This is a genomic window from Haloarchaeobius caseinilyticus (assembly GCF_051207395.1).
Taxonomy (GTDB): domain Archaea; phylum Halobacteriota; class Halobacteria; order Halobacteriales; family Natrialbaceae; genus Haloarchaeobius.
In genome coordinates this window covers 177,838-204,559 of the sequence record NZ_JBPJZC010000005.1, presented here as the reverse complement: position 1 = coordinate 204,559, position 26,722 = coordinate 177,838, and the positions used below count along the sequence as shown (strand labels likewise).

Sequence of the window (26,722 nt, the reverse complement as noted above, 5' to 3'; positions counted from 1 at the left end):
CCGTGGCTGAACATCAATCAGATGAAACGACGCGCGTTCCTCGCACTCGGGACCTGCTCACTGGTAGGTCTCGCCGGGTGTACAAGCCCTTCAGATAGCGGAGACACTGCGACATCCCAGACAGGCACGACTACCGCGACTCAGACGGAGTCGGGAGGGTCCACGACGACTGGCGAGACGACCGAGACGGCGCAGGAGATCGGTGATGACGGCACGACGACCGGCGCGACGGAGTCGGACCAGACCCCGAGCGACGTAACGTCGAATCCGGACGACCCAGAACCGGCGGACGGCTACCCGCCAGAGCAGGACTCGCCACCGGCCGAGCGGCAGATCGACACGAGTTCGTACGAGACCCTGACGTACGAGGGGCAAGAAGTCAAACTCGCGCCCATCGAGGACGTCTACTACTGGTGGGCGCGGCGCGAAGCCCGTTTCGCCGACGCCCGCGGGACGAACCAGTACCGGGACTCGCACATCTACGGGGCCGTGAGTTCACCTGCTGGCAGCCCCATCGCCGACTCGGACGTCGCCGACTGGGGGAAAGACCAGCGTATCGTCTGTTACTGCGGCTGTCCGCACCACCTCTCGTCGATTCGTGCGGCGGAACTTCAGGAGGCTGGCTACTCGGACGTGTACGTGCTCGACGAAGGCTACTACCAGTGGCTCCGTGACGAGTATCCCGTCGTCGGGGAGGACACGTCGTCACGAAAACTCTACCGCATCCAGGGTCAAACCAGCTCCAAGTACGCCGGCGAGATGGTGTGGGCCCGTCACGTCGGGAGTGACAGGATGGAGGCGGCACCCGTCCAAGGTGACGGGTCGTTCGAACTGCACATCCGATTCGCCGACGTCACGCCACGGTCGGAAGTCGTCGTCGAGACCCCGGCGTTCAGCGTCCGTGGGACGCTCTCTGAACTGTCGTCGACAGTTGTCACCCAGCGTCTCGGCTGAAACCGGGTTTTAGCCTTCCATCACGAAGTAGCCGACCGTCTCGTCGACGTGGCCCATCTCATCGTCGTCACTCCGCTCTTCCTGCAGGAACGCGTCGACCTGTGACTGCGTCAGGTCCGAGTAGCGTACCGTGACCGTGTTCCACCCGTTGTAGGTCATCGGTGCCGCGAGGAACACTGCGCCGCCGTAATTGTCCGAGAAGTCGATGGTCTGCTCGTCCTCGTCGAGCGTCGTCGTGCCGACCTCGTAGTCCCGCCCGTTCATCGTGCCCTGCCCGGGTTCGAACGCGGTCCAGCCGGCCATCTCGCGACTGTACCACTCGCTGTTACCGTCTTCCCGGTGGAGGCGGAGTTCGAAGCCGTCACTCGTGACGTTACGAACCCGCGTGATGAGGGGAACGTCGTTGTAGTCGCTCTGGACGCCCGAGAGGACGACCGGTGCCTCGTCGAAGTCGGCGTCGAACTCGACGTACTTCCAGTCGCTGTCGGCGTGGGTTCGGCCCGCCTCGATGTCCTTGCCGTCGTCGGACTGGTAGACGCCAGCGTCGAACAGCAACAGTCCGGCCTCTTCCTCGTAGTGTTTGTCGTTGAGGTACTTCCACTCCTCGACGCGCCCATCGACCGATTGATTGCCGACGTTCGCCAGCCGCGGGTGTGCGGGGTCGGCACCGGCGTAGGACAGCGACGACGAGACGAGGACCGGGTGGCTGTAGTAGTCGTTGAAGTCGACGTTCTGCCAGTACTCTTCGAGCACGTACTTCTCCGCCATGAACTTGACGTCGGACTGTACGGGGTCACTGGTCTCCGGGGTGCCGCGCACCTGGTCGTTCGCGTTCATGATGAACTCGACCGTGTAGAGGTGCCACTGAATCTGTTCTTCGAGTGGCGCTTTCTCGGTCGTCTCGCAGATGTAGCCCGGTTGGTTGAGGATGCCGGAGACGCGGTGCATGAGCATGTCGCGGTCCGCGTCCAGTGTGTTCCCCATCTGGTATCGCATGTCGCCCGAGAGGTCGAAGTCGTGGTTGACGTGGTCGACCGCCGACTCACCGAAGTGACGGGCCGGGTAGCGCATCGTCGGGAAGAGCGCCTGCCCGACGCCGCCGTCGCCAGACTGGTAGATGCCGCGAGAACTGTGGAGGTCGAGGACCCAGTCGGGGTCGTGGTCGGCGACAGCGTCCCAGATTGCTTCTGCGAGTTCAGACTCACAGCCGTCGCCGCTGGGCGGGAACTGCCGGTTCAGGTCGTCGTCGTACGGTCGCTCGTCGGCCGCAATCGCCGTCACGTTCGCGCGGGGGAGAACCACCAATTCTCCCGTCTCAACGCTCCACGTGGCGATTTGGTCCGCTGCGAGGAAACCCGACTTCTCGTCGCCGTGAATCCCACCCACGACCATCGTCGTCGGGCCCTCGACGCCGGACTTGTAGTGATGTACCGTCGTTTCGTGCTCCGTGCCGGACATGATTTCGTACGAAGTCCGGCTCGGGCCGCTAGCTGCACTGACGCGTCCTGCACCAGAGGACGAGCCGAGCAGGCCAGCACCGAGACCGAGTGCCGCCGCACCGCGAACGAAGTTCCGTCGTGAGAGTCCGTCAGTTTCAGTACCGAGATTCCTTTGTTCCATCCCGTCAGATTGTATCGGACACAGCACCATAAATCTTTCAATAAGTAGGTAAGTATCGCAGCTTCATATGTGAAGCCTACAAGTAGGGTGTCGAATATTGGTGTCTCGTATGGGTTTGGCGCGCGTCTTCAGAATCGTGCTGAGGTGAGTGTATTCTGATACATTTAAATCAAATATTTGATATTTATTGCTGTCGCTACCGACTAGTACTGGGTATGCTATCAGCCGGAAATGAGCCGTTACTGTTCGGTTCGGGTCCGTTTCGTGCGGAAGAATGTCGTTCTCGACCGTCAGTACGACTGTGACACGAGGATGCTCGTCTGCCGTCCGGCTGCACTCTCCCAGACGACGCGCACCTGCTGGTAGGCCGTCGCCACGTTGTACGGCACCGTGAGCGACGTACCAGCCGAGACCGTCTGGAACTCGTCGGCGAACTGCGTCTCGCTCGGCCCGCCGTTGGTCATGACGGTGAGGCGGTCCGCCGGAACGTCGTCGCCGGCCACGTGGTGGATAGTCACCGTCTCGGCCTCACGGTCGAGGTCACACCGCCACGTCGCGACTGGCGTGAGTTCGTCGTCTGGACCGCCGAAAACGTCGGCGTAGCGGTCGTACGGAATCTCTCCGTCGAACCGTACGAGTCGTCCCGGTCGTGCTGGTTGCAGTGGTTGACTGGTTCCCAGAAGTCGAGATTTGCTGTACTGAGAGTGGTCGATTCCACGTTGGATGGCGGCGACCACCCGGTCGCGGTTCACGGTCTCACCCGTTTGGAACCGGACTATCCTCGACTGATAGGCAGCGTCGTCGCCGTGAGAGATGATGTGTCCCTGTCCGGCCACTCCACGGGGCCCATCGGAGCCAGACCGATCGGCTTCTGGATCACTCGTCCACACCGTCGCCAACGTCGGTGACCCGATGGTGTCGGTGAGGAACCGAAAGTCCTCGTTGACCTCGTGGTAGCGTGGAATCTCGCCACGCTGGGCGTCGATGACCGTCTCCAGATTCCGCCGAGGAGCGTGACTGTCGGTACTGGTGAGGACCGCGTCCGCAGCGAGCGCGGCGACGCCCATCTGGTGCGTGTAGAATTCGTAGCCGCCGTAGCGGTCTCTCCGTTCGAACCCGGTCGTTTCGAGCGTTTTCCGGACCGAATCGGTGTCGTACGACCCTTCGACGACCGTGATCGGTCCCATTCCGATCGTCGTCACGGCGTCGATATCGTCGAACGAGAGGCCGAGGTGGAACCGACCCATTCGGCTGAATCCACGCAGGCCCGCCCCCAGTCGGTCACCGCTTCCGGGGAGTGACTGCTCGTGCTCGCGGAGCGAAGTCGTATTGAGGACGTTGAAGAGGTAGCGGTGGTCTGGCTCACCGTCCCGTGTCGGCAGTTCAGTCGGGTCCGGGAGCCACTGGCGGTACGTCGGGTCGCCCGTCTCGGGCAACGTGAAACCGTCGTCCTCTCCACCGCCGAGTACCGACCGAGTCGTGTCACCGCCGAAGTACCCAGCGACGCCGACACCCAGTGTGGCGAGGACGCCAGCACCACCGAGGCGCAGGAGGGAACGCCTGTCAGTTCGCATAGATACACAAACGATATTGTCCCAATACTTAACATTTCGCCTCAGCGGCGATAGCGCTCGCCCAACGTCGCCGCGAGTCGTCGCTCGACAGGCGTGAACCCGAGTCTACGGAGCGAGAAAGCGTAGACGGCGAGACCGACGAGTGTCCCGACAACTGCGGCGGCCGCCCCCGACAGCAATCCGCCGACGGCCGCTGTCACCAGCACGAACGGGACGGCGGCGACGAGCGGTCGCAGGTGCAGACGAGTGAACGGCTGCAGCCCTTCGAGGCGGTAGAGGACCGCGACCTCCAGCCCGTTGTTGATGGTGAGCATCAGGACGTAGCTGGTGACCAGTCCATCGAGACCGAACTGACTCGTGAGTGGAATCGCCGTGACGACGAGGAACGCGGTGATGGCGGTGTTGATCGCGAGCAGTGCCCGCTGGTTGTCGGTCATCGCGAGCAGGATGCCGACGCTGCCGGCCGCACACGCGCCGTACTGGGCGAGGACGAACCACGGGAGCAACGGCGCGTACTGGACGTACGTCGGCCCGAAAAGCCCCATGACGGTCTCGCGGTAGACGACGACCGGGACCGAAATTCCCGTGACGCCGACGAGGACGAGCCGGCTCGTGACGTGGTACAGACGCGCCAGCGACTCGCGGTGGTCGTCCTCGTTGAGCGCCGCCGCGACCGGCGGGATGAACTGGTTGATGCCCATCAGGGGCAGGCGGACGAACGACCCGAGGAGGACGCCGATAGCGAACACGCCGCCGGCGACGTTCGAGAGGAACACGGCGATGAGTGGGTAAAAGCCGAGTCGCTGGATGGTCGTGGCGATGCCGCCGACGAACAGTGGCAGCGTGTAGGCGAGGTAACGCCGCCAGACGGTCCCCTCGCCAGGGCTCCGCAGTCGTGGGCGGAGTCCTCGCTCACGGACGAGCCAGCCAGCCGCGACGAGTCCCGTCACCCCCATCGAGGCCAGAACGCCCGCAGCGACCAGCGCGAGGTCGTCGAAGACGAGGACACCAGCGACTGCCACCCCGACCTGTGCGAGCGGGAAGCCGACCCGAATCGTCAGGTTGAGTGGGACGACTTCTTCCAGCCCACGGAACACGGCGGCGACGGCGAACAGGAACGCGGCCGCCGGCATCCCGAGCGCGAAGATACGGAGCAGTCGGCGGAACTCGGTGCTCTTTCCCGTCAACTCGGTCAGGGTCGGCGCAGCGAAGAACAGGACCGCACCGAAGAGCGCCGCAGCCGAGAGGAGGAGTGCAAGTGCGAACGTGACGAGAGCGTCGCGTTCCTCGGTCGAATCGACAGTCGGCAGGAACCGACTCAACCCGCTCTGGAAGCCGAGGGCGACGTGGAGAGGGAACCGCTGGAGGCGACGAGCCAGCGCGAACAGGCCGTACGAGTTCGCCGAGAAGCCGTTCGTGAGGATAGCCGTGAAAGCGAGCGCCAGTCCACGCTCGGCGAGGATGCTCGGAATGGACACTGTCGCGCCGTGGGCGACCCGCTCCAGTGCGTCGTCGAGGCGTGCTTCGACGGTTTCGGGTACCGGGGCGGTGCCGCCGCTACCGGTGTGACCGTCGGCTGCGCTTGGCGTGTCGCTCACCGAATCTGACGACGGCTGGTCGGCTGTCCCGGCCTCCGGCGCAGCGTCCGAAACCACGCTCGTCACTCGCGCAATCGTGGCTAAAAAGTCGCTGATGTCAGCCGGCGAGCAGCGCAAGCGGACTGACCGGTTGGCGTCCCAACCGGTCGCGTGGCGCGCGTCGTTCACGTCTGGAGACAGGTCAGTACTCTCCTGCTTTCCGTCGTCTTCTATTTCCGATGGGTATCACCATCAGACGAAAATGACGGCAGTTTTTTGCGTTCCCACTGATGCGGCGTTGGTATGCGACGACGTGACTTCCTATCGTCACTGACGGTCGCGGCTGCGGGCACAGCACTCGGGCACTCGGCAACCACAGGGGCACTCGCTGCGCCGGGTAGCATCTCCTCGCTCGAATTCGACTCCTCGGCGAGCCTGCTCGATTCCTCGGGCGGAACGCTGACGGACGACTCCCGTATCGCCGTGAAGGCGGAGACGACGGCAGACAACGAAGACAGCGACGGGAACGGCGATACGACGTTCTACCCCTCGGGGACGGACATCCCGCTCGTCGCGGTCGACGACAGCAACGCGGGGACGGTCGTCGGCTTCGGCGCGACGCTCGTCTCGGACCAGGCGAACTTCGAGAGCGACAACGAGGAGTTCGTGCTCAACGTCTTCGACGCGTATCTGGGAGGGTCGGGCACTATCCTCTACGACGAGGGCCACGACGCCTACCACACGCTGACGGACTTCTCGAACATGGAGAACTACGCCGAGACGCAGCAGAACTACACGGTCACGGATACCTCGGACCTCTCTGCTGACCTCTCCACTGCTGACGCGGTGTGGCTCACTGGCCCCGCCACCGCGTTCACGAGCAGCGAGAAGCAGGACCTCGCGAACTTCGTGGCGAACGGCGGGCACCTGTTCATCTTCGACCGCGCCGACTACTCGAACTTCGACGAGACGGCGAACCTGAACGACATCGCGTCGAGCCTCTCGCTTCCGTTCCGGTTCAACGACGACCAGGTCACGGACAACACGAACAACGGCGGCGCGTACTACAAGCCGACGACGACCCGGTTCGACACGTCGTTCGACTTCTTCGACGACCGGCCGGGCATGGAGATAGACCCGAACACGACCCACACGGTCGACGTGGTCGGCGTGAACGACGGCGACACTGCGACGGTACGATTCGACTCCGGACGTGAGGAGAACGTCCGCATCCTCGGGATGGACACACCCGAGAAGGAGCAGTACCAACAGTTCGAGCGCACCCAAGAGTGGGAAGGAATCGAGTCGCTCTCGTACCTCGCCGACTGGGGTTCGAACGCGACGACGTGGGGCCAGAACGAGCTGTCGGGGAAGACCATCGACCTCTCGTTCGACGACGCCGAAGACGGCATCTTCGACACCTACGACCGCCTGCTCGGCTACATCCACTACGACGCGACCGGCGACGGGACCCGCGACGACTTCTACAACCTGCGAACCGTGCAGAACGGCTACGCCCGCGTCTACGCCTCCGCGTTCAGCAACTACCACCAGTTCTACGACGCCGAGACCACGGCCCAGCAGAACGGGACTGGCCTCTGGGGTCAGAGCGACCCCGCGAACAGTAGCGAAATCCGTAACCGCGCCGTCGACGACCTGTTCTTCCCGAGCGCGGCGAGTGTGAAGACCAGCGCCGGAGCCATCGACGCCTCGCGCGTACCGGTCATCGCAGAGTCCGCTGCGACCCAGACTGGCAGCCCGAGCGTCTCGTACTCGGACATCCCGCTCGTCGGCGTGGACGAAGGCGCGGGCGTCGCGATGGTCGGCTCGCCGCTCGTCGACGAGGGCTACGAGCAGGCCGAGGACTACGCGGTCGACACCTCGACCTACGAGAACTTCGTCTTCCTCACGAACCTGCTCGACTCGCTGACGGATAGTACGGGCAAGGTGCTCATCGACGGTGGTCATGGCCAGTTCACCGCCGACTACGCTCTCGCAGCCGAGGACGCGGCGTACTACCAGCGCTACCTCGAAGGCGTCGGCATCGACTTCGACCAAATCAACGAGTTCACGACCGCGAACCTCTCCGGGGCGCGCTCGCTCATCGTCACGTCGCCCGCGGATTCGTTCACCCAGAGCGAAGTCGACGCCGTCTCGCAGTTCGTGGCCGACGGCGGTTCGGTCGTCCTCGTCGGGGCCGGCACCGCGACGAACGCCGCCCGGACGAACCTCAACTCGCTCGCCAGCGACCTCGGCAGCGACCTCAGATTGTCGGACGACCAGGTCGAGGATTCGACGAACAACGTCAACTCGGACGCGGCCGTCCCCACGACGACCCGCTTCGACACGTCGTTCTCGCTGTTCGACCCCTACGGGACTGGCAGCCTCGAACTCGTCAAGGTCCACGCCGACGCCGAAGGCTCGGATTCGTCGAACCTCAACGACGAGTACATCGTCCTCGAAAACGTCGGCACCGGCCCGGTCGACCTGACCGACTACACGGTCGAAGACGCGGCGGCACACAGCTACACCGTCCCGAGCTTCACGCTCGGTGCGGGCGACATGGTCACGATTCGGACCGGCAGCGGCACCGATTCCGAAACCGACCTCTACTGGGGCCGTGGCTCCTCGGTGTGGAACAACTCCGGCGACACCGTCATCGTCTCGGACTCGACCGGGACCGAAGTCGTCAACCGCACCTACGAGGGCAGCGGCTTCGACGAGACCGACGACGGCGGCAGCGGCAGCGCGAACCTCACGGTCGCGAACGTCCACGAGGACGCCGCCGGCAGCGAGTCGAGCAACCTCAACGACGAGTACGTCGTCTTCGAGAACACCGGCAGCGCCGCGCTCGACATGACCGGCTACGCCGTCGAGGATTCGGTCGGCAAGCACTACGACTTCCCGAGCGGGTTCACGCTCGACGCCGGGGCCTCGGTCACGCTCCACACCGGTAGTGGAACGGACACGAGTTCCGACCTCTACTGGAACGCGAGTTCCGCGGTCTGGAACAACTCCGGCGACACGGTCTACGTCTTCGACGACACGGGCGCGACGGTGCTGAGTCACTCGTACTGAGCGAACCAGTCACTCCGACTCGGCTGCGCTTCCAAGCCTAAGCACTGCCCGCGCAACCAACGTCCCTCCCGCCCATCCAATTCCTGCACCGACGAACACGACCGGGAGCGCGAACAGGATGGCGAGAAATCCAAAGACCAGTGCAAACCCGGTGAAGACGACCACACCGGCGGCGTTATGCAGTCGACTCGCCGAATCCGACGCACCGATTGCGACGCCGAAGACGACTGCCGTGCCAAGGTACGCGACGACGATCATTCCCAGCTGGGTCCAGAGGAATCCCGACAAAAACGCCACCGTCGCTGACCTGTCCGCTTCTTCCCACCGGGCGAGGAGAACCGTCCCGAGTAGAGCGACGACGAACGGCGGGAGTACCAACACGACTGCGTGGAACCACGGCTGGTGGTTGAAGATGTAAAAGCCGGCGTTCGTCGCCGAGGTCAACAGCGACGGTTCTTCTCCCGTGAGGGCCGGGACCACCACGTATCCCAACAGTCCGACCAGAGACGAAACGAATCCACCGACAACGCCGACCGTGAGTGGTCGATTCTCGACCACTGCAGAGCGTACCTGTCGAAGCATTCAGATATCGAGACTCATTTCTGTTGCTTCAATCTCTCACCTAACCGACCAGTAAAACACCCGTAGCGAATGGAACCGTCACCCGAGTACGTCGTCTTCGACGACACGGGCGCGACGGTGCTGTCGCACTCGTACTAAACACAGAACAAGCCGTAGAACGTCGGCCCCACTACAGGCTGTAGGGGCGCGGGGCCACGTCACTCGGTCGGGTCGTACGCCGCCAGCACGCCGCTGCTCGCCCTGTCCGAACTCTCCCAGACGATTCTGACGCGTCCGTCCACCTCGCCGGATAGTTCGAGTGTGTCGCCCGGTTCGACCGTCTCGGCGCTATCCACGAACTGCTCGTTCGCGGGCGTCCCGTCGACGAGGACGGTTAGCTGGTCGGCTCGAATCGTCTCGCCAGCTTCGTGGTGAACCGTGACGCCCCCGCTCCCGACTCCGTCGAAGTCGAACCACCACGTGGTGACTGGTTGCAGTTCTGCCGTCGCGGTGCCAGCGAACTCGGCGTAGTCGTCGTACGCGACACGGCCGTCGAGCCGGACGAACCGCCCGTCTGTCGTGACTGTGTTATCCTCGTACTGGCCCTGTCTGGACTGGTCGTCGCGGATGGTCGCTGCGGCGGCCGCTCGATTCTCGTCGTCGTCGTCGGCCCGGAAGCCGACGACGTGGGACTGATACGCGGCGTCCGACCCGTGGTAGAGGCCGGTCGCGTGGCCGATGGACCCCACGTATTCGCTCGACATTCCTCCGGTGTCGGTGACCGGGTCGCTCGTCCAGACCCACGAGAGCGTCGGCGAGCCGAGCGCGTCGGTCAGGGCACGACAGTCCTCGCTGCCCTCGTGGTACCGCGGGACGTCGCCGCGTTTGGCGTCGATGATGGTTTCGAGGCTCTCCCGGGCGGTTGCCGTCGTCGGCTCCGTGCTCGTCAGTATCACTCCTTCGCTGAGCGCAGCGACGCCCATCTGGTGCGTGTAGAGCTGGAACCCACCGTGGGAGCCAGCCGCCTCGAACCCGCTCGACGTGAGCCGTACCCGGACCGCCTCGTAGTCGAGAGAGCCGGTCAGAATCGTGTTCTGCATCCCCACCTTCGTCACGGTGTCTATATCTCGGAACGAGAGGCCGAGGAAGAACCGGGCTGCGCGAGCGAACAGCCCGCGAACGCCGACGCCTAGTCCGTCACCAGAACCGGGGAGTTGTGACTCGCGTGCGCGCAGTCGTTCGAACGAGAGGTGGCTGAAGTCGTAGTGGGAAGGGATGGCCCCGTCACCTGTCGCCGGCAGTTCGCCCGGGGCCGGGAGCCAGTCGCGATACGTCGGCGCACCAGTCTCCGGAACCGAGACAGCACTGCTCGACGACCCACTGCCGAGGGCGTTCTCGAACGACTCACCGTTCAGACAGCCGGCGAGGCTGGTCGGAACCGCTGCCGCCAGCCCGACCACACCAGTTTTCAGGAGGGAACGTCTGTCGGTGTTCATAGATATCCTGAACAGACCTTCTCACAATCGGTAATAATTGCTTCCCCCGACTGGCGATACGACTCTAGTTCTGGCTACTCGTCCAGCCAGATGGCGAGTTGGACTTCGTCGACCAGTTCCCCGTCGACGCAGTAGTGCCCTTTTCGCGTCGATTCGACCGCCCACCCCTCGTCTTCGAGGAACTCGATGGCTCGTTCGTTCGTCGCCGGGAGGTTCTGGTACACCTTCTGGTAGCCCTGTTCGCGTGCCCAGTCGAGGCCGCGGTCCATGAGGGTCGACCCGAGGCCATTGTCGCGGTACGCTTCCAAGATGCCGACCGTCAACTCGGCCGTGTGGTCCATCATCGGGGCGTGTACCGCCTCGACGTGGAGCCAGCCGACGGCCTCGTCGTCGACGGTCGCCACGAAGAACACGCGGTTCTCACGTTCGTTGTGACGCACGAGCACGTCGTCGCGGTCGACCGTTCTCGCGAGTCGGCGCGCCACGACGTAGCCCTCGTCTGCGGCGACCGTCTCGACGACACCGACGATACCACCGATGTCCTCCTGTCTGGCGGGGCGGACGACCCCCTCGGTGGCGTCGCCCTCGCCCTCGGCTTCGTCGCTGTCTGTATCTGTGTCGAGTTCGACCGTCGTCGGGTCGGTCGCCATCGGGAGCGCGACCCGAAGCTTGCCCTCGTGCTCTTCGAGATAGCCGTCCTCTTTGAGTGTCGACACGTGTTGGTCAAACTCGTCGAATGGCATCGGGACCGAGGGGTCGAGGTCCGGTCCCGACCGGGCCGGCTTCGAACTGCTCTGTGGCCGTATCAGTACGTTCTGTCGGACGGTTATCGACTCGACGGCCCCGCGGCGCTCGACGTAGTCGTATATCTGTCGTCGCCGCTCGTGTCCGAGTTGCTGAATCCGGCTCATGCGTACTACGACTCGCGATACTGTCATAATTCTTGGTCCAATTCTCCGCATCGACGTCGGTCGCCGACGCCGAGGCAGGACCAGTCCCGACGATGGGCCCGGTCGATGTCGTCAGTTCGATGGTCTGCACGGGAAGAATTTTCAAAAAGGGGTTGTAGTGGATAAATCCTCAGACGCCGTAGCGATATCATGGTAAACACTAACTGGCGTGCCGTCGCCATCGGCTTCGTCGTCATCGCAGCGCTCTCGCTCATCGGCGCGTACGTCGAACAACTCTCCGTCCTCGCGACGGGGCTGGGTGCCGTCATCGGCGGTGCCGCAGCAGGCTACTACGCGAACAGCGGGATGAAAGACGGGGCGTGGAACGGCTTGCTCGCGGGGTCCATCGGGGCACTCGTCGTGCTCGCGCTACTCCTGGTACTCGGCCTCGCGCTCTCCGTAATCACGCTCTCGTTCGGTGGCGCGCTCGCGACCGTCGGTATCGGTCTCGCCAGCTTCCTGATCATCGCGTTCGCCTCACTACCGGCCATCGTCGGCGGCGCACTCGGTGGCCTGGTGAAGCACGGCGAGACGAAAGAGACCGGCCGACCGGCGGCCTGAACAGCGTATTTTCGGACGGGGACGGTCACCGTGATTCGAGTTCGTCGACGACCGTCGGGAGCGCCGCTTCGACCGGTTCGCGAAGCACGATATCGGCCTCGCTCGCGTACTGTGTCTCGTCCAGATTCACCACGACGAGCGTCGCTCCGTTTCGAAGCGCCGTTCTGGGTAGCGACGCGACCGGCTCCACGGTCAGCGACGATCCCGCCGCGATGAACACGTCTGCATCCTCGGCGCGTTGGCGGGCAGTAGGAAGGGCGCCCATCGGCAACTGTTCGCCGAAGAGGACGGTGTCCGGTTTGTAGGTGCCGCCGCAGTCACAGGTTGGCGGCTCAGGGCTGTCGTCCGCGTTGGTGTCTCCCGATTCGACCTGCTCGCGGGCGCCCTCGACCGGAATCACGTCGCTACACTGCTGGCAAGTCGCGCTCGTCCCAGTTCCGTGCAGGTGGACCAGTTCTTCAGAGCCAGCGCGGGCGTGCAGGCCGTCGACGTTCTGCGTCAACAGCGCGTTGAGGTGGCCCGCGGTTTCGAGGTCGGCGAGTGCCTCGTGAGCCGGGTTCGGCTGCACGGCCTCGTCGAACAGGTGGTTGTGAATGGTCAGCCAGTCCGCCCAGAACTCGCCCGGGAAGGCCCGGAACTTCCCGATGGTCAGCGCATCCTGGTCGAACTCCTGCCAGATACCGTCGTCACTGCGGAAGTCGGGGATGCCCGACGCGGTGGAGAGGCCAGCACCGGTCAGCGCGACTGTCGTCTCCGCGGCGTCGATGGCGTCGGCGACCAACGTCTCGTCGTCCATACGAGCAGGCAGGGGAGTGCGAGCCAAAAGCGTTCAGTCGGCGGCAGAAGCGAGTCGGGAGAACGACTATGTCTGCTGTGTGCCACGTTTCGGTATGCGCCGCCGAACGTTCGCCAGTGCTGCCCTCCTTGGACTCGTCGGTACTGGTGGTTGTCTCTCGCGCGGTGACGATGGTGGTGTCACCACCGACGTTCGAGTCCCCGAACAGGTCACCGCGGTGGAATTCGACATCACAGACAAGGGTGCTGGCGACCGCGGACCACCGATAGTCGAGTTTCGCCCTGACCAGTCACAGGTCGTCGTCACTGGCACGATGTCCGCCGGGAACCCCTGCCACGAAGCGCGACCCACCGACCTCTCCTACGACGACCCGTCGGAGACACTGAGCGTCGCCGTCGGCGTCGAACAGGTCCGTTCTGGCGACTGTCCCGACTCACTCGGTACCAACACGTACGAACTCCGTCTCAGCCTCGAACCGCTTCCCGACGTCGTCACCGCGAGACAGACTGATAGCGACGACGACACCACGGAGACGACGGAACAGCGGCCCACGTAGCGTCCAAGCACCTGCAGGCGTCGTTTCCCAACATCTATAGCCCTCGGTGGCCCAGCAAGGGTATGGAATACGATACACTTCTCGACCGCGCGTTCTCGGAACTGCCGGACCGACCGCGAGAGGCCGGTGACCGCCTCAAAGTTCCGGACGCAGAAGGTGAGACTGACGGGGCGTTCACACGCCTGACGAACCTCAACGCCATCGCCGACGCCCTCGGCCGTGACGCCGACCACCTCCACCGGAGCATCCAGCGCGAACTGGGTACCAACGGCCAGTTCGACGGGACCCAGGCCCGCTACAACGGGTCGTTCACCATCGCCGACTTCGAGGAGGCCGTCGACGCGTACATCGCGGAGTACGTCACCTGTGGCGAGTGTGGCCTGCCCGACACCCGCCTCGTCCGCGAGGACGGCGTCGACATGCTGCGCTGTGAGGCGTGTGGTGCCTTCCAGCCCGTCTCGAAGAACTCCCGCAAGGGCCAGACCCAGACCCAGAAGACGCTCGAAGAAGGCCGGACCTATCAGGTCCAGATTACCGGCACGGGCCGCAAGGGCGACGGTGTCGCCGAGCGCGGCAACTACACCATCTTCGTCCCCGGCGCGTCGAAGGGTCAGACCGTGACCATCTTCATCGAGAACATCTCCGGCAACCTGGCGTTCGCGAAGCTCGCGTAAGCGCTCTCCCTTGCATCTTTCTCACTGTTTTCGCTTCCCTGAGCGCTAGCTGGTGTCGAGTTCGCCGACGAGGTTCGTGCCGACGACGACGGCCCCACTTGCGACCAGCGACAGCCCCGCGAATACTGGAGCCGCGTCCGTGCCACAAGAGTTGCAGGCGTCGGTCCAGTGGATGTGTCCCGAACTGTAGCTGAATGAATCCCACTCGACGCCACCGTCGCCGGGACAACCGGCCTGTGTACAGCCGTAACCGGCGAAGCCGACCAGCAAGACGGCGACGCCGAGACCAACCGCGAGAAAGCCGAGTGTAGACTGTCGCATCTGCCGTCGGTTCTCGGGTCGCCAGCATGAACCTGTTCACTGAACGATTACATCGAGAAAGATCGTACACTAGACGGAAACGCTACGCACCCGCACTCGCCACGTCCCCGTCCAGCCGCTGGTAGAGCACGTACGAGTAGACCATCGTCACGGCCGCGGTCACGAGCGCCGGGACGACGACGAAGAATATCGCGTACTCGCCGAAGGCGAGGCCGACGATGCCCAGCACGGCGGAGGCTTTGAACAGCTTTGCACCGAGGTCGTGGGTCTTGCGCCAGACCTCGTCGTTGCTCAGGGTCCACGGCGTGCGGATGCCGACGAACCAGTTGCGCTCGGCTTCTTCGAGTAGGATACCGACGTAGTAGAACATCCCCGCGACACCGGCGACGATGAGCGCCGTGAAGTCGAACTCGTAGCCGAGGTTGAACGCGACGATGCCCGCGTGGACGAGGAACATGTACGCCGCGAAGACGACGACGAACCAGTCGTAGTGCGCGCGGAACGACTGGATGTTCTCACCGAGCGGGTCGATGCGCGGGATGAGCGCGAACAGGAGGACCAACACGCCAGAGAGCGCCGGAATCAGGAGTAGTCCTGCGGTCTTCGACATGGTGCCGTCCGGCTCACCGGCGGCGTTCCAGTGCGAGACGATTTGCTCGGGGAGGTCCGGAGCCGCGAACAGGCTCACGAGTCCAGAGAGCAGGACGAATCCGGCCGCGATGGCGAAGCGCTGTCTGGTGTTCATATCTGTTGATACGTTCGCCGAGGTGATGAAGATATGCGGCCTGCAGACGCGAGTCGAGTGAATCGAGGCCTGGCCTGTGTTCCCTCGATAGCGCGATATTTCTAGGAAATGTCTGCATCTGGAACCAAAATAGTTTCGTAGAACACCCGTGCAGTCTTTCGGTTAGTCGGCACAACTTTCCAACACGTGCCAGATATCCGTGGAGTAGCTTATGCATCGAGAGCGTCTAGTACGTGTATCCGACGCGGTCTCTACTCACCGCGCGACGGCTCGGCAGTCGTCGACTCCCGTGGACGGACCGCCTCGCCGCACACGAACACTACAACACGCGGATACGACGGCCGAGGAGGCCCGAACCGGCAGGTCGGGTGAATGGCGATACGACTACACCACACTACCATACAAGCCATGAAAGCAATCTGCGAAAACGACCTCGTCATCGACTGTGAGGGGTACAAAGCGATCGAATCTGGCGTCATCCTGATGGGTGACGAAGAGCGAAAGGAGGTCATCGCGTTCATCCCGGACGGGAAACTGGTCTACTTGCTCCCGGACGACGTGGTCGAACTCGAACACGAGAAGCTCGGGCTCCCGGCACCTGAGATAGACTCACCCGGCGAACTGGAGTCCCGGCTCGAACAGTTCGTCGGTGAGATGGACAGCCTCCGCGAGAGCCTCGACCAGCAGGTCGCAGACCTCATCGACGAAGGCGCGACAGTGGAAGAGGAGGACGTCGAACGACGAGAGCGGATACACGAGCGGCGTCGGACCATCGACCGACAGCTCCAGCAGGTCCGCCAGCGCAGCCAGCAACTCCGGCAGCTCTCCACAGCGGAAGAGGCAGAAGGAGCAGAAGTAGCGGAAGTAGCGATGGCTGAGAACGGAGAAGCGGCGGGACCGACCGCGTCGACCGTCGACGAACTTCGGACCGAGATGGACGAACGGTTCGCGGCCATCGAGTCGAAACTCGACCAGGTCGCGGCGGCGACCGGTACCGAAGCTGCCGAGGAGTCTGACGCTGCAGAAGCCGAATCTGCCGCGGCCGACGAGAACCTCGAAGGCATCAAGGGTCTCGGCTCGACGTACAAGAAACGACTCAACGACGCGGGTATCGAGACCGTGGGCGACCTCGCAGAACAGAGCCCGGAAGATGTCGCCGACGCGGCGAGTACGTCGAAGAACCGCGCGAGTGAGTGGATCGACCGGGCGAAAGAACGCCTCGAAGCAGAGACGGTGGCAGCCTGAGCGACTCGTCTCTCGACACAGTTTTTCGGTGGAGCAGGCGGCGTTTCGTGGGTCGAGCGACACCAGCGATGCTACCGGCGACGCTACCGCTACGGAGAAGGGCGACGCTGCAACGACGCTGCAAAAAATGTGGAACGTACTGCCGGTCGTTTCAGCATTTTCGAGGTGGAGCCTCCGGCCTCAAGGACCGAGGCACGTAGCGCCGAGGGAGTAGGGTGGGGTAGTTTACCCGACGTCCGGCTCCGCGAGTGCGTCGTTCAAGCCGTCGTTCCGCAGGTCTTCGGTGAGTTCCTGCCCGCCTTCACCGTCGATGACGCCGTGGTCGTCGGGAAGCTGTTGTTCGGTGAGTGTGGTCTCACCCGTGAGTTCGACGAACAGTCGTGCAAGGTCGTCAGACTTCGTTGATTCGTTGGTCGACATCCGTCACAGGATACCGTGTGATAGTACTTAACACGCTGGCTTGCATACTAAACCATGAATCTTGTGGCCGATTTCAGCTGTTTCGGAGCGCCGCTGCTCCACGTTCGATCGACACGAGTGGGTCGGCCGGGTCGTCGTTCTCGTAGATGGCCCATTCGACGCCAGCGTCTCGGGCGGCGTCCATGCAGGCAGGCACGTCGACGATGCCGTCGCCGAAGTCGACTGCATCACCTGACTCGTCGACGTCGAAGGCGTGAACGAGCGGAATCCGCTCGCCGTAGCGGTCGAGGAGTGTCACCGGGTCGTGTCCGGCCGCGGCGACCCAGCCGAGGTCGACCTCGAACGAGACGCGGTCGTCGGTCGCAGCGAGGAGTCGCTCGAAAGCCGGAGTTCCCTCACAGTCGACGAATTCGTGGTCGTGGTTGTGGTAACAGAGCCGAATCCCGTGTGTCTCGAGCCTGTCGGCGAGCGTTTCGAGTTCGCTGGCGGTGGATTCGACCGCCTCGGGCGAGGCGAAGTGTGCGTCGTCGAGATAGGGGAGAACGAACGTGTCGCAATCGAAGCGGTCGGCGAAGGTGACGAGGTCGTCGAGGTCATGGTCTAACTCCTCAGCAGAGACGTGGGCGGCGACTGCGTCGAGACCAGTCGCGTCGAGTGTTTCGAGGACGGCGTCAGTGTCAGTTTCCGCGTCGCGGACCCGGTAGGCGAACTCGACGCCGTCGTAGCCGGCGGCGGCGACGTGTTCGAGAATGTCGGGGAGCGGCTTCTCGACCGCTCGCAGTGTGTACAGTTGGACGGCAGTTGCGACCATACCGGTCGGTCTCGCGGACGGGCGAAAGGGTTTGCCCGAGCGGCGACACTGGCCAGTGCCGATGCGCGACCGTAGACGGAGTTGCGCCTCAGAGTTCTTCGATGTCCTCGACGACGGCCTCGGGGTCGTCGAAGTCGACGGTCGCACCGCCCTGCAAGAACTCGTCCTCGTAGGTGTCCTGGCCCCACTCGGCGATGGCCTTCTGGAGCACGGTGAACCCGTTCTCGGTCTCGTCGCCGACGCGCTCGACGACCGTCCACTCCTCCGATTCCGGGTCGAAGCCAACGGCGTAGCCGCGGTCGCCCGAGATGAAGAACACCGCGTACACGCGGTCGATTTCGGGGACGTAGTTCCCCGGGACGACGGTGAGGTCGGCGTCCTGTTCGGCGAGCGCCTGCACTTCGCCACCGGTCAGCGGTCGGGCCGGGAGCGACTCGATGGTACCCATGCGAGAGCATGGGCGAAGCGGCGGGAAAAGTTCGGTGTTCCCGGTCGGACGCGACGCCAGTACCCCAGCACCAATGGCACAGCGCCCGTGACTCGGCGTCCATGTCACGTGAACCCTCACCACCGGTTGCCCGAGGCGGAACACACTTGTTTCGGTTCGAAATAGCATCACTGTGAACAGAGTCCCGAATCCGATTCGACTGCTCATCCTCGGAATCGGGGTCGCACTCGCCCGGGCGGGGCTCGTCTCGCGTGAACACGTCCGCCGGACGACGGACCTCTCGTGGCCCCGCATCGTCACGGGTATCGCCCGAATGTCGAAGAACGCCGTCGACGTGGCGATGGTCGGTATCGCCGTTGGGTCAGTCGGTATCGCGGGCGTCGGCCTCGCCTCGCCGTACTGGGGCATCGCGTTCTCGCTCGGCGGCGGCTTCGCGGCCGGGACCATCGCGCTCGTCTCGCAGCGATTCGGTGCGAACGCGAACGACCAACTCGGCCGGGCAATCCTGTCGAGCGCAGCCCTCGTGGTCGCCATCACCCTGCCGGTGATGCTCGCGTTCTTCCTGTTCCCGGTCGAGTTGCTCTCGATTCTGACCGGCGACGCGGAGACGGTCGACCTCGGCGCGCGCTACCTGCGTGTCCTCTCGTTCGGCGTCCCGTTCGCCGCGCTCAACCTCATCGGGAGTCGCATCTACATCGGCGTCGACGACGCCTGGACGCCGATGCTGCTTCGCTCCGGCGGGGCAATCACAAACATCGTCCTCAACGGCGTGTTCATCTTCGGCCTCGGGATGGGCGTCGACGGCGCGGCGCTCGGGACCGTCGTCTCGAACGCGCTCGTGACGTGTACGTTCGTCGTGGCGCTCGTTGCGGGGAGACTTCCCCTCGTCGGTAGCCTGCCTGTGCAGGTCAGTCCGAATCTGGCCGACGTGGACCCCGGCGACCTCCGCCAGATAGTGGACATCGGCCTCCCCGTCGTCGGCCGGAACCTCGTCTGGACCGTCGCGAAGTTCCCCATGCTGTTCATCGTCGGCCTGTTCGGCCCGACCGTCCTCGCCGCCTACGTCATCAGCCGGCGCATCTGGGGCCTGATGAACACACCCGGGTGGGGCTTCGCACTCGCCGCGAGCAGCCTCGTCGGGCAGGAACTCGGCGCGGGCGACGAAGCCGCGGCCGAGGCCTATGCAAAGGACATCATCCTGTTCTCGGTGGCGACCTACGCCGTCTCGGCCATTCTCGTCGCGATATTCGCAGAACCCATCGTCCGCTCGTTCGTCGACAATCCGAGCGACCCCGCGGTCCCCATCGCAGTCGCACTGGTGTACGCAGCCTGCGTCGCCGTCATCGCACAAGGTGTCAAGGCGGCCGCTGCCGGCCCGCTCGACGCCAGCGGCGACACGAGTTGGCCGTTCTACAGTCAGGTCATCGGGATGTTCATCTTCTCGCTCCCCATCGCCTACCTCGGTGCGACTTCGTCGCTGGGACTGTGGGGGCTGTACCTCTCCTTTGCGGCTGAGACGATCGTCCCCGCGGCCATCAACTACCAGCGCTTCGCCACCGGGAAGTGGAAAGCCATCAGTCGGGAGTATCGGCCGGATTCGCCTGTTGCCGACGATTGAACAGACACGACTGGGCTGCTTCGTTTACCGTTCGGTGACTCGGTTGTGGCAGTCCTATCCGCGTAGACAGCAGTGAAAGAGAATGTTTTAGAATAGAGAAATTCACGAATTCAGAATAATTAAGTACGATTATGATAAGCAATGGGCATGTTCAATGGTGCTTGGAGTCAGATTCGCCGGGCCCTCCCGATACGAGACCCGGACAGACAAGGGTCAAATCGGCTATTCGCCCTCTTTGCAATCACATTACTAGTTCTCTCACTGGTCGCGACACCGCTCGCGGCACAGCCTCCGAGAGACAGTTCCGAACTGAATCCTGACAGCCAGGCAGTCGACGACGGTGCGACGCCGCTGCTTTCGACCGCTATCGACGAAAGCGTCGTTCCGCAACGTGCACCGCACTCACTCTTCGTCAGTGCCCGAGCGACCGTCGACACTCTGGAGTTCACTCACCGGGGACAGCAGTCGCACCTCGGGCGGGCCAAGTCCCAGTACAGCGACGCAATCGACGGATTCGAGTCCCCGGCAACCGCCGACGTAGGATCGCTCAACGCGGCGGCACAGGCCACACGCGCGCTACGCGCTCTCGTCGCAAGCAGTAACGGGAACCGAGCCCTGAACGACTCGCAGAAAGCGACCATTCGTACCGCCTCACAGACGACGGTTGCTGCCACGAGTGTAACCGCTCACTGGCGACTCGACGCCGCCGAGCGAACCCTCGCCCGGCACGAGGACAACCTGTCGAAGGGGCAGCAGCGGAGTCTCGAAGCCAACATCGAGAACGCTCGCCGAGCCTACGACCGGGCCGAGCAGACCCTCGGCAGCGTTGACGCGGACACGAAACTCCGGAAAACACTGGGACAGCGAGCCAGCGCCATCACGCAGTACCGGGTCGGCTACCGACAGGCGACGCAGGTGTTAGACCGACTCGATCGACTCGGCGTCGGTTCGAGCGGTACCGACACCGACGGCGACGGTGTGCTGGACGACCGCGAGGCGGAACTGGGGACGAACGCCTCCCGCGCAGACACTGACGGTGACGGCATCGACGACGGTGTCGAGACCGCCGGTGGGTTCCCGATAGACACCGACGATGACCTGACCATCGACGCGCTCGACGGAGACAGCGACGCGGACCGACTCCCCGACTACGTCGAAGGAACGAGCGATACGGACGGCGATGGCATCGAAAACTTCCGAGACGTCGACGACGACGGTGACACGATACCGACGCGGACGGAAGTCGAAGACGGCCGGCAACTCTTCCCAGATTACGACTACGACGACCAGCCCAACTGGCTCGACACCGACGCTGACGGCGACGGACTCGGGGACGCTGTGGAAGGAACGGTCGACGTGGACGACGACACCGTCCCGGCGTACCTCGACAACGACCGGGACGAGGACGGCCTCCCCGACTTCTACGAAACGAACGTCACGCACACCAATCCGGAGGACAATGACAGCGATTCGTCAGTGACAAACGCTGAAGAGGCTGGAAACGGCGTTATCGATGGGATGGAGGACGCCGACGGCGACTCGCTCGGTGCCTTCCGCGAATACACGTTTGGAACGGACCCGTTCGATGCAGACACGGACGACGACGGCCTCTCCGACTGGTTCGAACAGCGAACCGAAGGCCTCGACCCGCTCGTCGCAGACACGGACGGCGACGGCGTCCTCGACGGTGCGGAGGACCCAGACGACGACGGCTTGAACAACAGTGCCGAGGAGGCCGCACACTCGTCATTACGGGTCGCGGACACCGACAGTGATGGCATCCACGATGGTCCCGAAGTCGAGAACGGAACGAATCCGGTTCTGGTCGACTCCGACGACGACGGCCTGACCGACACCGAAGAACCGATGCTCGGAACGGACCCGACCGACCCGGACACCGACGACGACGGGATTCTCGACGGAGACGAGACCTTCGAGCGAACCGTCACTGACGAGACGATGGGCGTCGCCGTCGACCTGCGCGGACAAGGCGCGCTCGAGGCGGACATCACCCCGAAGCCGTCGTTCTTCACCGGGACGAACGCGACCGCGGGGCCGACGTTCCGCATCCAGAACCGGACTGACTTCGAGAACGCGACGGTCCGCATCGACATCGACGAGTCGGTTCCCGAGTCAGACTACGAGAACCTCTCAGTGTACAAATGGAACGGCTCCGCCGAAGACCGCTGGCACCGGGTGAACACGACCATCGAGAACGGGACCGCCCTCGCCACGGTGTCGTCGTTCTCGTTCTTCACCGTACTCGACACGGACGAGTGGACCGGCTACGTCGACCTCGGCCCGGGCGGTGGGAACGCCAGTCCGCTCGGGTTCGCCGACCTCCCGAACTTCCAGTGTACGAACGCGTGCAACGTCACGAACGAGACGACGCTCGTCCTCGGTGGTGAACCGAGCGCTCGCAAGATTACCATCGAGCAGGCTGGCGAAACGTTCGAGGTCGTTCCACTCAGCAACGGGCAGACCATCGAACAGTTCTACAACTACGGCGATTCTGAAATCAACTCGCCGCTGCCGGTCGCCAAGAGCGACGTGAGTCGGATGTTCTTCTGGGCTGGCCCGGAGGGGCTGAGCCTCGTGTTCATCCACGACAAGCCGCGGGACGGGTCCGGTGCCGCAGTCTCGATGGACTTCGACAACCTGCCCGGTGAGGGTTACTGGGTCGTACGCGACGACAGCGGTGACTTCGGCTACTACGGCACGTCGCCCGACTGGTCGTGGAACCGCGACAACACCGACGGCGGCGCGTTCCGCGGCGGCTTGACGAACACGTCCGTCACCATCACGCCGTACTTCAACGACGCGGCCGCGCGCTACCCGCTCGAACCGGGGACCATAGACCAGTGGCAGGTCGCCACCGGGCGCGCGACCGACCCACGAAACATCTCGCTCGACATGAACCAGCCGGTGACGCTCCACGTGCCGGATGCACCCGAGACGAGTACCGGTGGCGACGACGATACGAGCGACCGCGGAACCGCGACGTTCACGCACACGGTGGCAGCGGAGACGCAGGGGCTCACAGTCGCCTACCAGACCGAGCAGACCGACGTGGACCCGGTCGCGACGCTCACTGCGACTGACGAGGATGGTACGACCGTCACGAAGCAGTTGACCATCGGGACGGTCGGCACCGTCCAGGAGACAGTGAACGTCTCCGGCCTTCGTGGCGACGTTGACTTCACGGTGAACGTCTCGGGCGTCAACGCGCGGGTCCAAATCGTGCCCGAACAGGCTCGTCGTGACACGGACGGTGACGGCCTCTCCGACGCACACGAACTACAGACGTGGACGATGTCGAACGGTCCGGGGGATACGTTCACTACGTCCCCGTACGTGGCCGACACCGACGGTGATGGCCTGAACGACAGCGAAGAGGTCACGTTCGCCCCACAGGGCGAGGGCGAGGACATCCGCTACGTCGCCAAGACGACCTCGAACCCTGCCAAGTACGACACGGACGGTGACGGTATCTCCGACGCCGTCGAACTTGCCGGATGGGAGACCACCATCGCGAACGACCCAGGTGTCGCGAAGGACTACCTCGAAGCGGTCCGGAACGACGACCCTGGTGCCGAAGGTCTTCTCCACTCCATCTCCGTCGGCTCGTCGCCACTGCTGACCGACACCGACGGCGACGGCCTCTCCGACGGGACCGAGAAATCACTCGGTCTAGCGCCGTCGGACGCCGACACCGACGGCGACACGATTTCCGACGCTGAAGAGTACAGTAATCAGTGGTACGCTCGTCTGCACGACTTCCGACCGCCGCGGACGTCCGGCTGGGTCGACACGGACGGTGACCGCGAGCAGTACCGCGTCACCATCACGCTCCACGACCAGAGCGGCGTCGGCACCGTCGACGTATACAAAGGTGGAAAGCGTGCGAGTCAGGACTACTACGGTCGCGAGCACGTCTTCGAAGACCAGATAGAGTTCACCATCGACCGCGACGCAGTCGACCAGATTGGGACGGCCCTCTCTGGCTACGTCACGCCCTCGACGGTGAAGGTCGTCGCACGTGACATGCACGAGACCCGCGTCGAGCGCAAGTTCTACGGCCCGAACAACTTCGGCAAGATTGCCGAGGGAATCGCGCAGACCTCGTTCCCGTTCGGTGGGGTCGGCACGTGGGTCCAGACGAGCAGCGTGGCGTTCTTCGGTGAGGTCTCCGGAGCCTCCCAGAGCGTCAACGTCTTCGCCACTGACCTCACTCGCACCGCCTACGTCGCCACGCATCCGAAGAAGTACGACGACGCTGCCAGACAGACGGCGCAGTCGCTCGGCCACCTCAAGGACATCGCACTGCAGTCCGAGAAGCGCCATCAGGCACTGACCGCCATCGTCCAGTACTACGGAGACCGGCGACAACAGCTGAACCCGTTCGAGGACGGTGGCAAGTATCAGGAAGCGTTCGCCATCGGCTACAGCGTCGGATACGCTGGGTCGTTCCTCGTCCCGGTGTACGCCGAGGCGAAAGCGGCACAGGCCGCCGTTCGCCTCCCATACGTGGCGACGCTCGTCAGGTCTGCTGGAACGGTGAAAGCGTCGATAAAGGGTGCCGCCATCGGGAGTGCGATGTGGACCGGTGGTCGTATCGCGAACCGACTGCCGGACGTGAACTTCCGCGTTGGCAAACGCATCGACGACGTCGAACTCGGTGACCGGGCGAAGAGTGTCGTCGGACAGACTGCGGATACGCTCAGGCGGACACCGCTCCCCGAACAGCGGCGTATCCTCCGTCTCACTGACGATGCGAAAGGCAGAGAGGTGTTCGACTGGCTGACCAGCAAACCCGACTCCGACCGGTACGCGAAGGGACTCACCTACCTCCGACGGACCGGCGAGACGGGGAAGGACCTGCTCTCGAAATTGCAGCCAGAACCGCGACAGTACCTGCTCGATCTTCGTGACAAGGCCGCACTGCAGCGCCAACTCACCGAAGCGTACGCCAAGGGCGACGCTGACTTCGGCGACATCGGTCGGACGGTCAAACGGTACGATTCGCTGGGTTCGAGCGGGAAAGCGGCATTCCGAGACATCGTCGAAACCGAAGGGCCCGATGCGGTGGCTGCTGCGGGCCGCATCGACGCGGTGTCGTTCACCTCAGTCATGGAGAGCGACCTCCCGGTCGAAACGAAAGCCAGAGCGTTCGACGCGCTCGACGATGCAGACGACATCGAAGGCGTCAGGCGGTTCCTCGACGTCACCGACGAGGACGGCGTCGAGTTCCTCGCGGAGATGGGGGAGAGAGATGTCAGAGGGCTGTTCTCCAGTGGATGCAGTCCGGCCCGCTTCAGCGCGACTGGTGTCAGCTCGCAGGGCGACGTGGACTTGCAGACGGTTCTCCCGGAGTGTCTCACAGTTGGCGACCTCAGCGACGAGAAGATGCGGACGCTCGCTGGTGAGCAAGACGTGGTCGACTTCGTTTCCACGTCCGAAAGTCACGGACTCGAACTGCTCGAGGCACTCGACGAGAACCAGATCAGACGGCTCCTCGACGGGGACTACGACTTCGAGACGTTTGGCCGCGAGTTCGGCGAGTTGAAGCAGTCAAAACGAGACCTGCTGACGGAGAGTCTCGCAGAGGGTGATATCGACATCGACGCCAACGCCGGTGGGTTCCAAGAGCTCGTCACCGAAGCAGACGAGCTACAGACCAGCCGCGTCGAAGACCTCGTCGACGACTTCCGCGCGTTCGACGACGACACCGACGAGGCGGCACTGGAGCTACTGGACCGCACTGCGGGTTCGAACGCCGGACAACACCTACTCGATACCCTCGGCCGCAACGAGGTCAGACGGTTCCTCCAGCTTGAAGTCGACGGCGTAGACATGGACGGCGTCCGCGCACGACTCGCATACAGCCTGCAATCGGAAGGGTTCGACGCAACGGACATCTCACGATTCACCGACAGCGTCGAGACACTCGAGGGTGTCGACGGGTTAGCCGAAGGACTGAACAAAATCGACGGAGCAGAGCGTTCGAACTCGGCGTTCAACGTCATCAAAGGGACCGAATACGAACTCGACATTGCGGCACACAGTGATGCATTCGACATCGGTGATATCGACCAACTCGAATGGAACGAGCAGACGCTTCGATACGACGACCTGGACTCGGCGACCATCGAGTCGCTCAAGGACGACGTTGCATTCCCGGATGCAACGAATGACGAACAGAAAGAGCAGATTATCGAGGAGGCGATGAACCCGTCGGAAAAGACGGGTCTCAACGACAAGGACACCGAACTCGATATCGTGCTGAAAAACGGTGACTACTACGAGGCGAAGAACAAGAGAACTCTCGACTGGGAAGACCTCCAGAAAAAGGTGATTCGCTACCGTGCTCACCAGCTAGAGGGGGACATCCCTGCCGACGGGACGATGTATATCGACTCGAAACTGGACAGCGCGTACACCGCTGGCGTGGACGAACTCGTCGATGGAACCTCCCTGCTGAAGAAGGTGACAGACGAGAGCGAGTCTACGCTGCTTGGGGCAACGGGCGATTCCACCCACTGGAAAGACCTGCTACTCAAGATGCACCGCCGGGCCGGGTCGGACCAGCGAACGTTGTCGGTCTCTGACAGCACCCCAGACGAATCGCTAACGGACGGCCTGCTCAGAGATTCACGGAGTCGCTGCGTCGTGAGTCCGTAGCCCGAGCGGTCTCAGTCGGGGTTTCACCGGGGAGTC

General features: G+C 63.6%; 20 protein-coding genes. 8 read left to right on the top strand and 12 right to left on the bottom strand.

The window, feature by feature from the left end; translation table 11 throughout:
- Positions 1-21: 21 nt before the first annotated feature.
- Positions 22-954, top strand: a complete 933-nt coding sequence (locus tag ACSC1P_RS20810; RefSeq protein ID WP_435362135.1) for a rhodanese-like domain-containing protein — start codon at positions 22-24, stop codon at positions 952-954.
- Between the two features lie 9 nt (positions 955-963).
- On the opposite strand, the gene ACSC1P_RS20805 is transcribed toward ACSC1P_RS20810, so the two are convergent.
- The 3 genes from ACSC1P_RS20805 to ACSC1P_RS20795 all read right to left on the bottom strand — a co-directional run bounded on the left by ACSC1P_RS20805 (position 964) and on the right by ACSC1P_RS20795 (position 5,803).
- The gene (locus ACSC1P_RS20805) at positions 964-2,574 is read right to left on the bottom strand and encodes a succinylglutamate desuccinylase/aspartoacylase family protein (RefSeq protein ID WP_435362134.1); all 1,611 of its coding nucleotides are present in this window, start codon (positions 2,572-2,574) and stop codon (positions 964-966) included.
- A 290-nt stretch (positions 2,575-2,864) separates the two neighbouring features.
- Complete coding sequence (locus ACSC1P_RS20800) at positions 2,865-4,148, bottom strand: hypothetical protein (protein WP_435362133.1); 1,284 nt, start codon at positions 4,146-4,148, stop codon at positions 2,865-2,867.
- Between the two features lie 41 nt (positions 4,149-4,189).
- The gene (locus ACSC1P_RS20795) at positions 4,190-5,803 is read right to left on the bottom strand and encodes a hypothetical protein (protein WP_435362132.1); all 1,614 of its coding nucleotides are present in this window, start codon (positions 5,801-5,803) and stop codon (positions 4,190-4,192) included.
- Positions 5,804-6,028: 225 nt separating this feature from the next.
- On the opposite strand from ACSC1P_RS20795, the gene ACSC1P_RS20790 reads away from it, so the two are divergent.
- Entirely contained in the window at positions 6,029-8,803 is a 2,775-nt protein-coding gene (locus ACSC1P_RS20790) for a DUF4350 domain-containing protein (protein ID WP_435362131.1), read from the top strand.
- A 9-nt stretch (positions 8,804-8,812) separates the two neighbouring features.
- Here the strand turns inward: ACSC1P_RS20790 and ACSC1P_RS20785 are convergent, their stop codons facing one another.
- The 3 genes from ACSC1P_RS20785 to ACSC1P_RS20775 all read right to left on the bottom strand — a co-directional run bounded on the left by ACSC1P_RS20785 (position 8,813) and on the right by ACSC1P_RS20775 (position 11,771).
- Positions 8,813-9,361, bottom strand: coding sequence for a hypothetical protein (locus ACSC1P_RS20785; protein ID WP_435362130.1), 549 nt, complete (start codon positions 9,359-9,361; stop codon positions 8,813-8,815).
- Between the two features lie 221 nt (positions 9,362-9,582).
- Positions 9,583-10,860 carry a hypothetical protein gene (locus ACSC1P_RS20780; RefSeq protein ID WP_435362129.1) on the bottom strand — a complete coding sequence of 426 codons (1,278 nt, stop codon included), beginning with the start codon at positions 10,858-10,860 and terminating at the stop codon, positions 9,583-9,585.
- A gap of 74 nt (positions 10,861-10,934) precedes the next feature.
- Positions 10,935-11,771 carry a GNAT family N-acetyltransferase gene (locus ACSC1P_RS20775; RefSeq protein WP_435362128.1) on the bottom strand — a complete coding sequence of 279 codons (837 nt, stop codon included), beginning with the start codon at positions 11,769-11,771 and terminating at the stop codon, positions 10,935-10,937.
- Between the two features lie 189 nt (positions 11,772-11,960).
- Between ACSC1P_RS20775 and ACSC1P_RS20770 the strand changes: the two genes are divergently transcribed.
- Positions 11,961-12,371 (top strand): DUF5518 domain-containing protein, encoded by a 411-nt coding sequence (locus ACSC1P_RS20770; protein WP_435362127.1) that lies wholly within the window; start codon positions 11,961-11,963, stop codon positions 12,369-12,371.
- Between the two features lie 25 nt (positions 12,372-12,396).
- Here the strand turns inward: ACSC1P_RS20770 and ACSC1P_RS20765 are convergent, their stop codons facing one another.
- Entirely contained in the window at positions 12,397-13,167 is a 771-nt protein-coding gene (locus ACSC1P_RS20765) for an SIR2 family NAD-dependent protein deacylase (RefSeq protein ID WP_435362126.1), read from the bottom strand.
- 94 nt (positions 13,168-13,261) lie between these two features.
- On the opposite strand from ACSC1P_RS20765, the gene ACSC1P_RS20760 reads away from it, so the two are divergent.
- Together ACSC1P_RS20760 and ACSC1P_RS20755 are read left to right on the top strand one after the other, a co-directional pair.
- Positions 13,262-13,723 (top strand): hypothetical protein, encoded by a 462-nt coding sequence (locus ACSC1P_RS20760; RefSeq protein WP_435362125.1) that lies wholly within the window; start codon positions 13,262-13,264, stop codon positions 13,721-13,723.
- Between the two features lie 62 nt (positions 13,724-13,785).
- Positions 13,786-14,397 (top strand): translation initiation factor IF-2 subunit beta, encoded by a 612-nt coding sequence (locus ACSC1P_RS20755; RefSeq protein ID WP_435362124.1) that lies wholly within the window; start codon positions 13,786-13,788, stop codon positions 14,395-14,397.
- A 45-nt stretch (positions 14,398-14,442) separates the two neighbouring features.
- Here the strand turns inward: ACSC1P_RS20755 and ACSC1P_RS20750 are convergent, their stop codons facing one another.
- The gene (locus ACSC1P_RS20750; RefSeq protein ID WP_435362123.1) at positions 14,443-14,718 is read right to left on the bottom strand and encodes a hypothetical protein; all 276 of its coding nucleotides are present in this window, start codon (positions 14,716-14,718) and stop codon (positions 14,443-14,445) included.
- A gap of 82 nt (positions 14,719-14,800) precedes the next feature.
- Positions 14,801-15,463, bottom strand: coding sequence for an SdpI family protein (locus ACSC1P_RS20745; RefSeq protein WP_435362122.1), 663 nt, complete (start codon positions 15,461-15,463; stop codon positions 14,801-14,803).
- A 408-nt stretch (positions 15,464-15,871) separates the two neighbouring features.
- On the opposite strand from ACSC1P_RS20745, the gene ACSC1P_RS20740 reads away from it, so the two are divergent.
- Complete coding sequence (locus tag ACSC1P_RS20740) at positions 15,872-16,708, top strand: helix-hairpin-helix domain-containing protein (RefSeq protein ID WP_435362121.1); 837 nt, start codon at positions 15,872-15,874, stop codon at positions 16,706-16,708.
- Positions 16,709-16,933: 225 nt separating this feature from the next.
- Here ACSC1P_RS20740 and ACSC1P_RS20735 read toward each other — a convergent pair whose 3' ends face one another.
- From ACSC1P_RS20735 to ACSC1P_RS20725, 3 genes are all read right to left on the bottom strand, one after another.
- Positions 16,934-17,128 (bottom strand): hypothetical protein, encoded by a 195-nt coding sequence (locus ACSC1P_RS20735; RefSeq protein WP_435362120.1) that lies wholly within the window; start codon positions 17,126-17,128, stop codon positions 16,934-16,936.
- A gap of 73 nt (positions 17,129-17,201) precedes the next feature.
- The gene (locus tag ACSC1P_RS20730) at positions 17,202-17,939 is read right to left on the bottom strand and encodes a sugar phosphate isomerase/epimerase family protein (RefSeq protein ID WP_435362119.1); all 738 of its coding nucleotides are present in this window, start codon (positions 17,937-17,939) and stop codon (positions 17,202-17,204) included.
- Between the two features lie 88 nt (positions 17,940-18,027).
- Complete coding sequence (locus ACSC1P_RS20725) at positions 18,028-18,387, bottom strand: DUF7964 domain-containing protein (protein WP_435362118.1); 360 nt, start codon at positions 18,385-18,387, stop codon at positions 18,028-18,030.
- Positions 18,388-18,559: 172 nt separating this feature from the next.
- Between ACSC1P_RS20725 and ACSC1P_RS20720 the strand changes: the two genes are divergently transcribed.
- The gene (locus ACSC1P_RS20720) at positions 18,560-20,005 is read left to right on the top strand and encodes an MATE family efflux transporter (protein WP_435362117.1); all 1,446 of its coding nucleotides are present in this window, start codon (positions 18,560-18,562) and stop codon (positions 20,003-20,005) included.
- A gap of 147 nt (positions 20,006-20,152) precedes the next feature.
- Positions 20,153-26,686 (top strand): hypothetical protein, encoded by a 6,534-nt coding sequence (locus tag ACSC1P_RS20715; protein WP_435362116.1) that lies wholly within the window; start codon positions 20,153-20,155, stop codon positions 26,684-26,686.
- Positions 26,687-26,722: the final 36 nt, after the last annotated feature.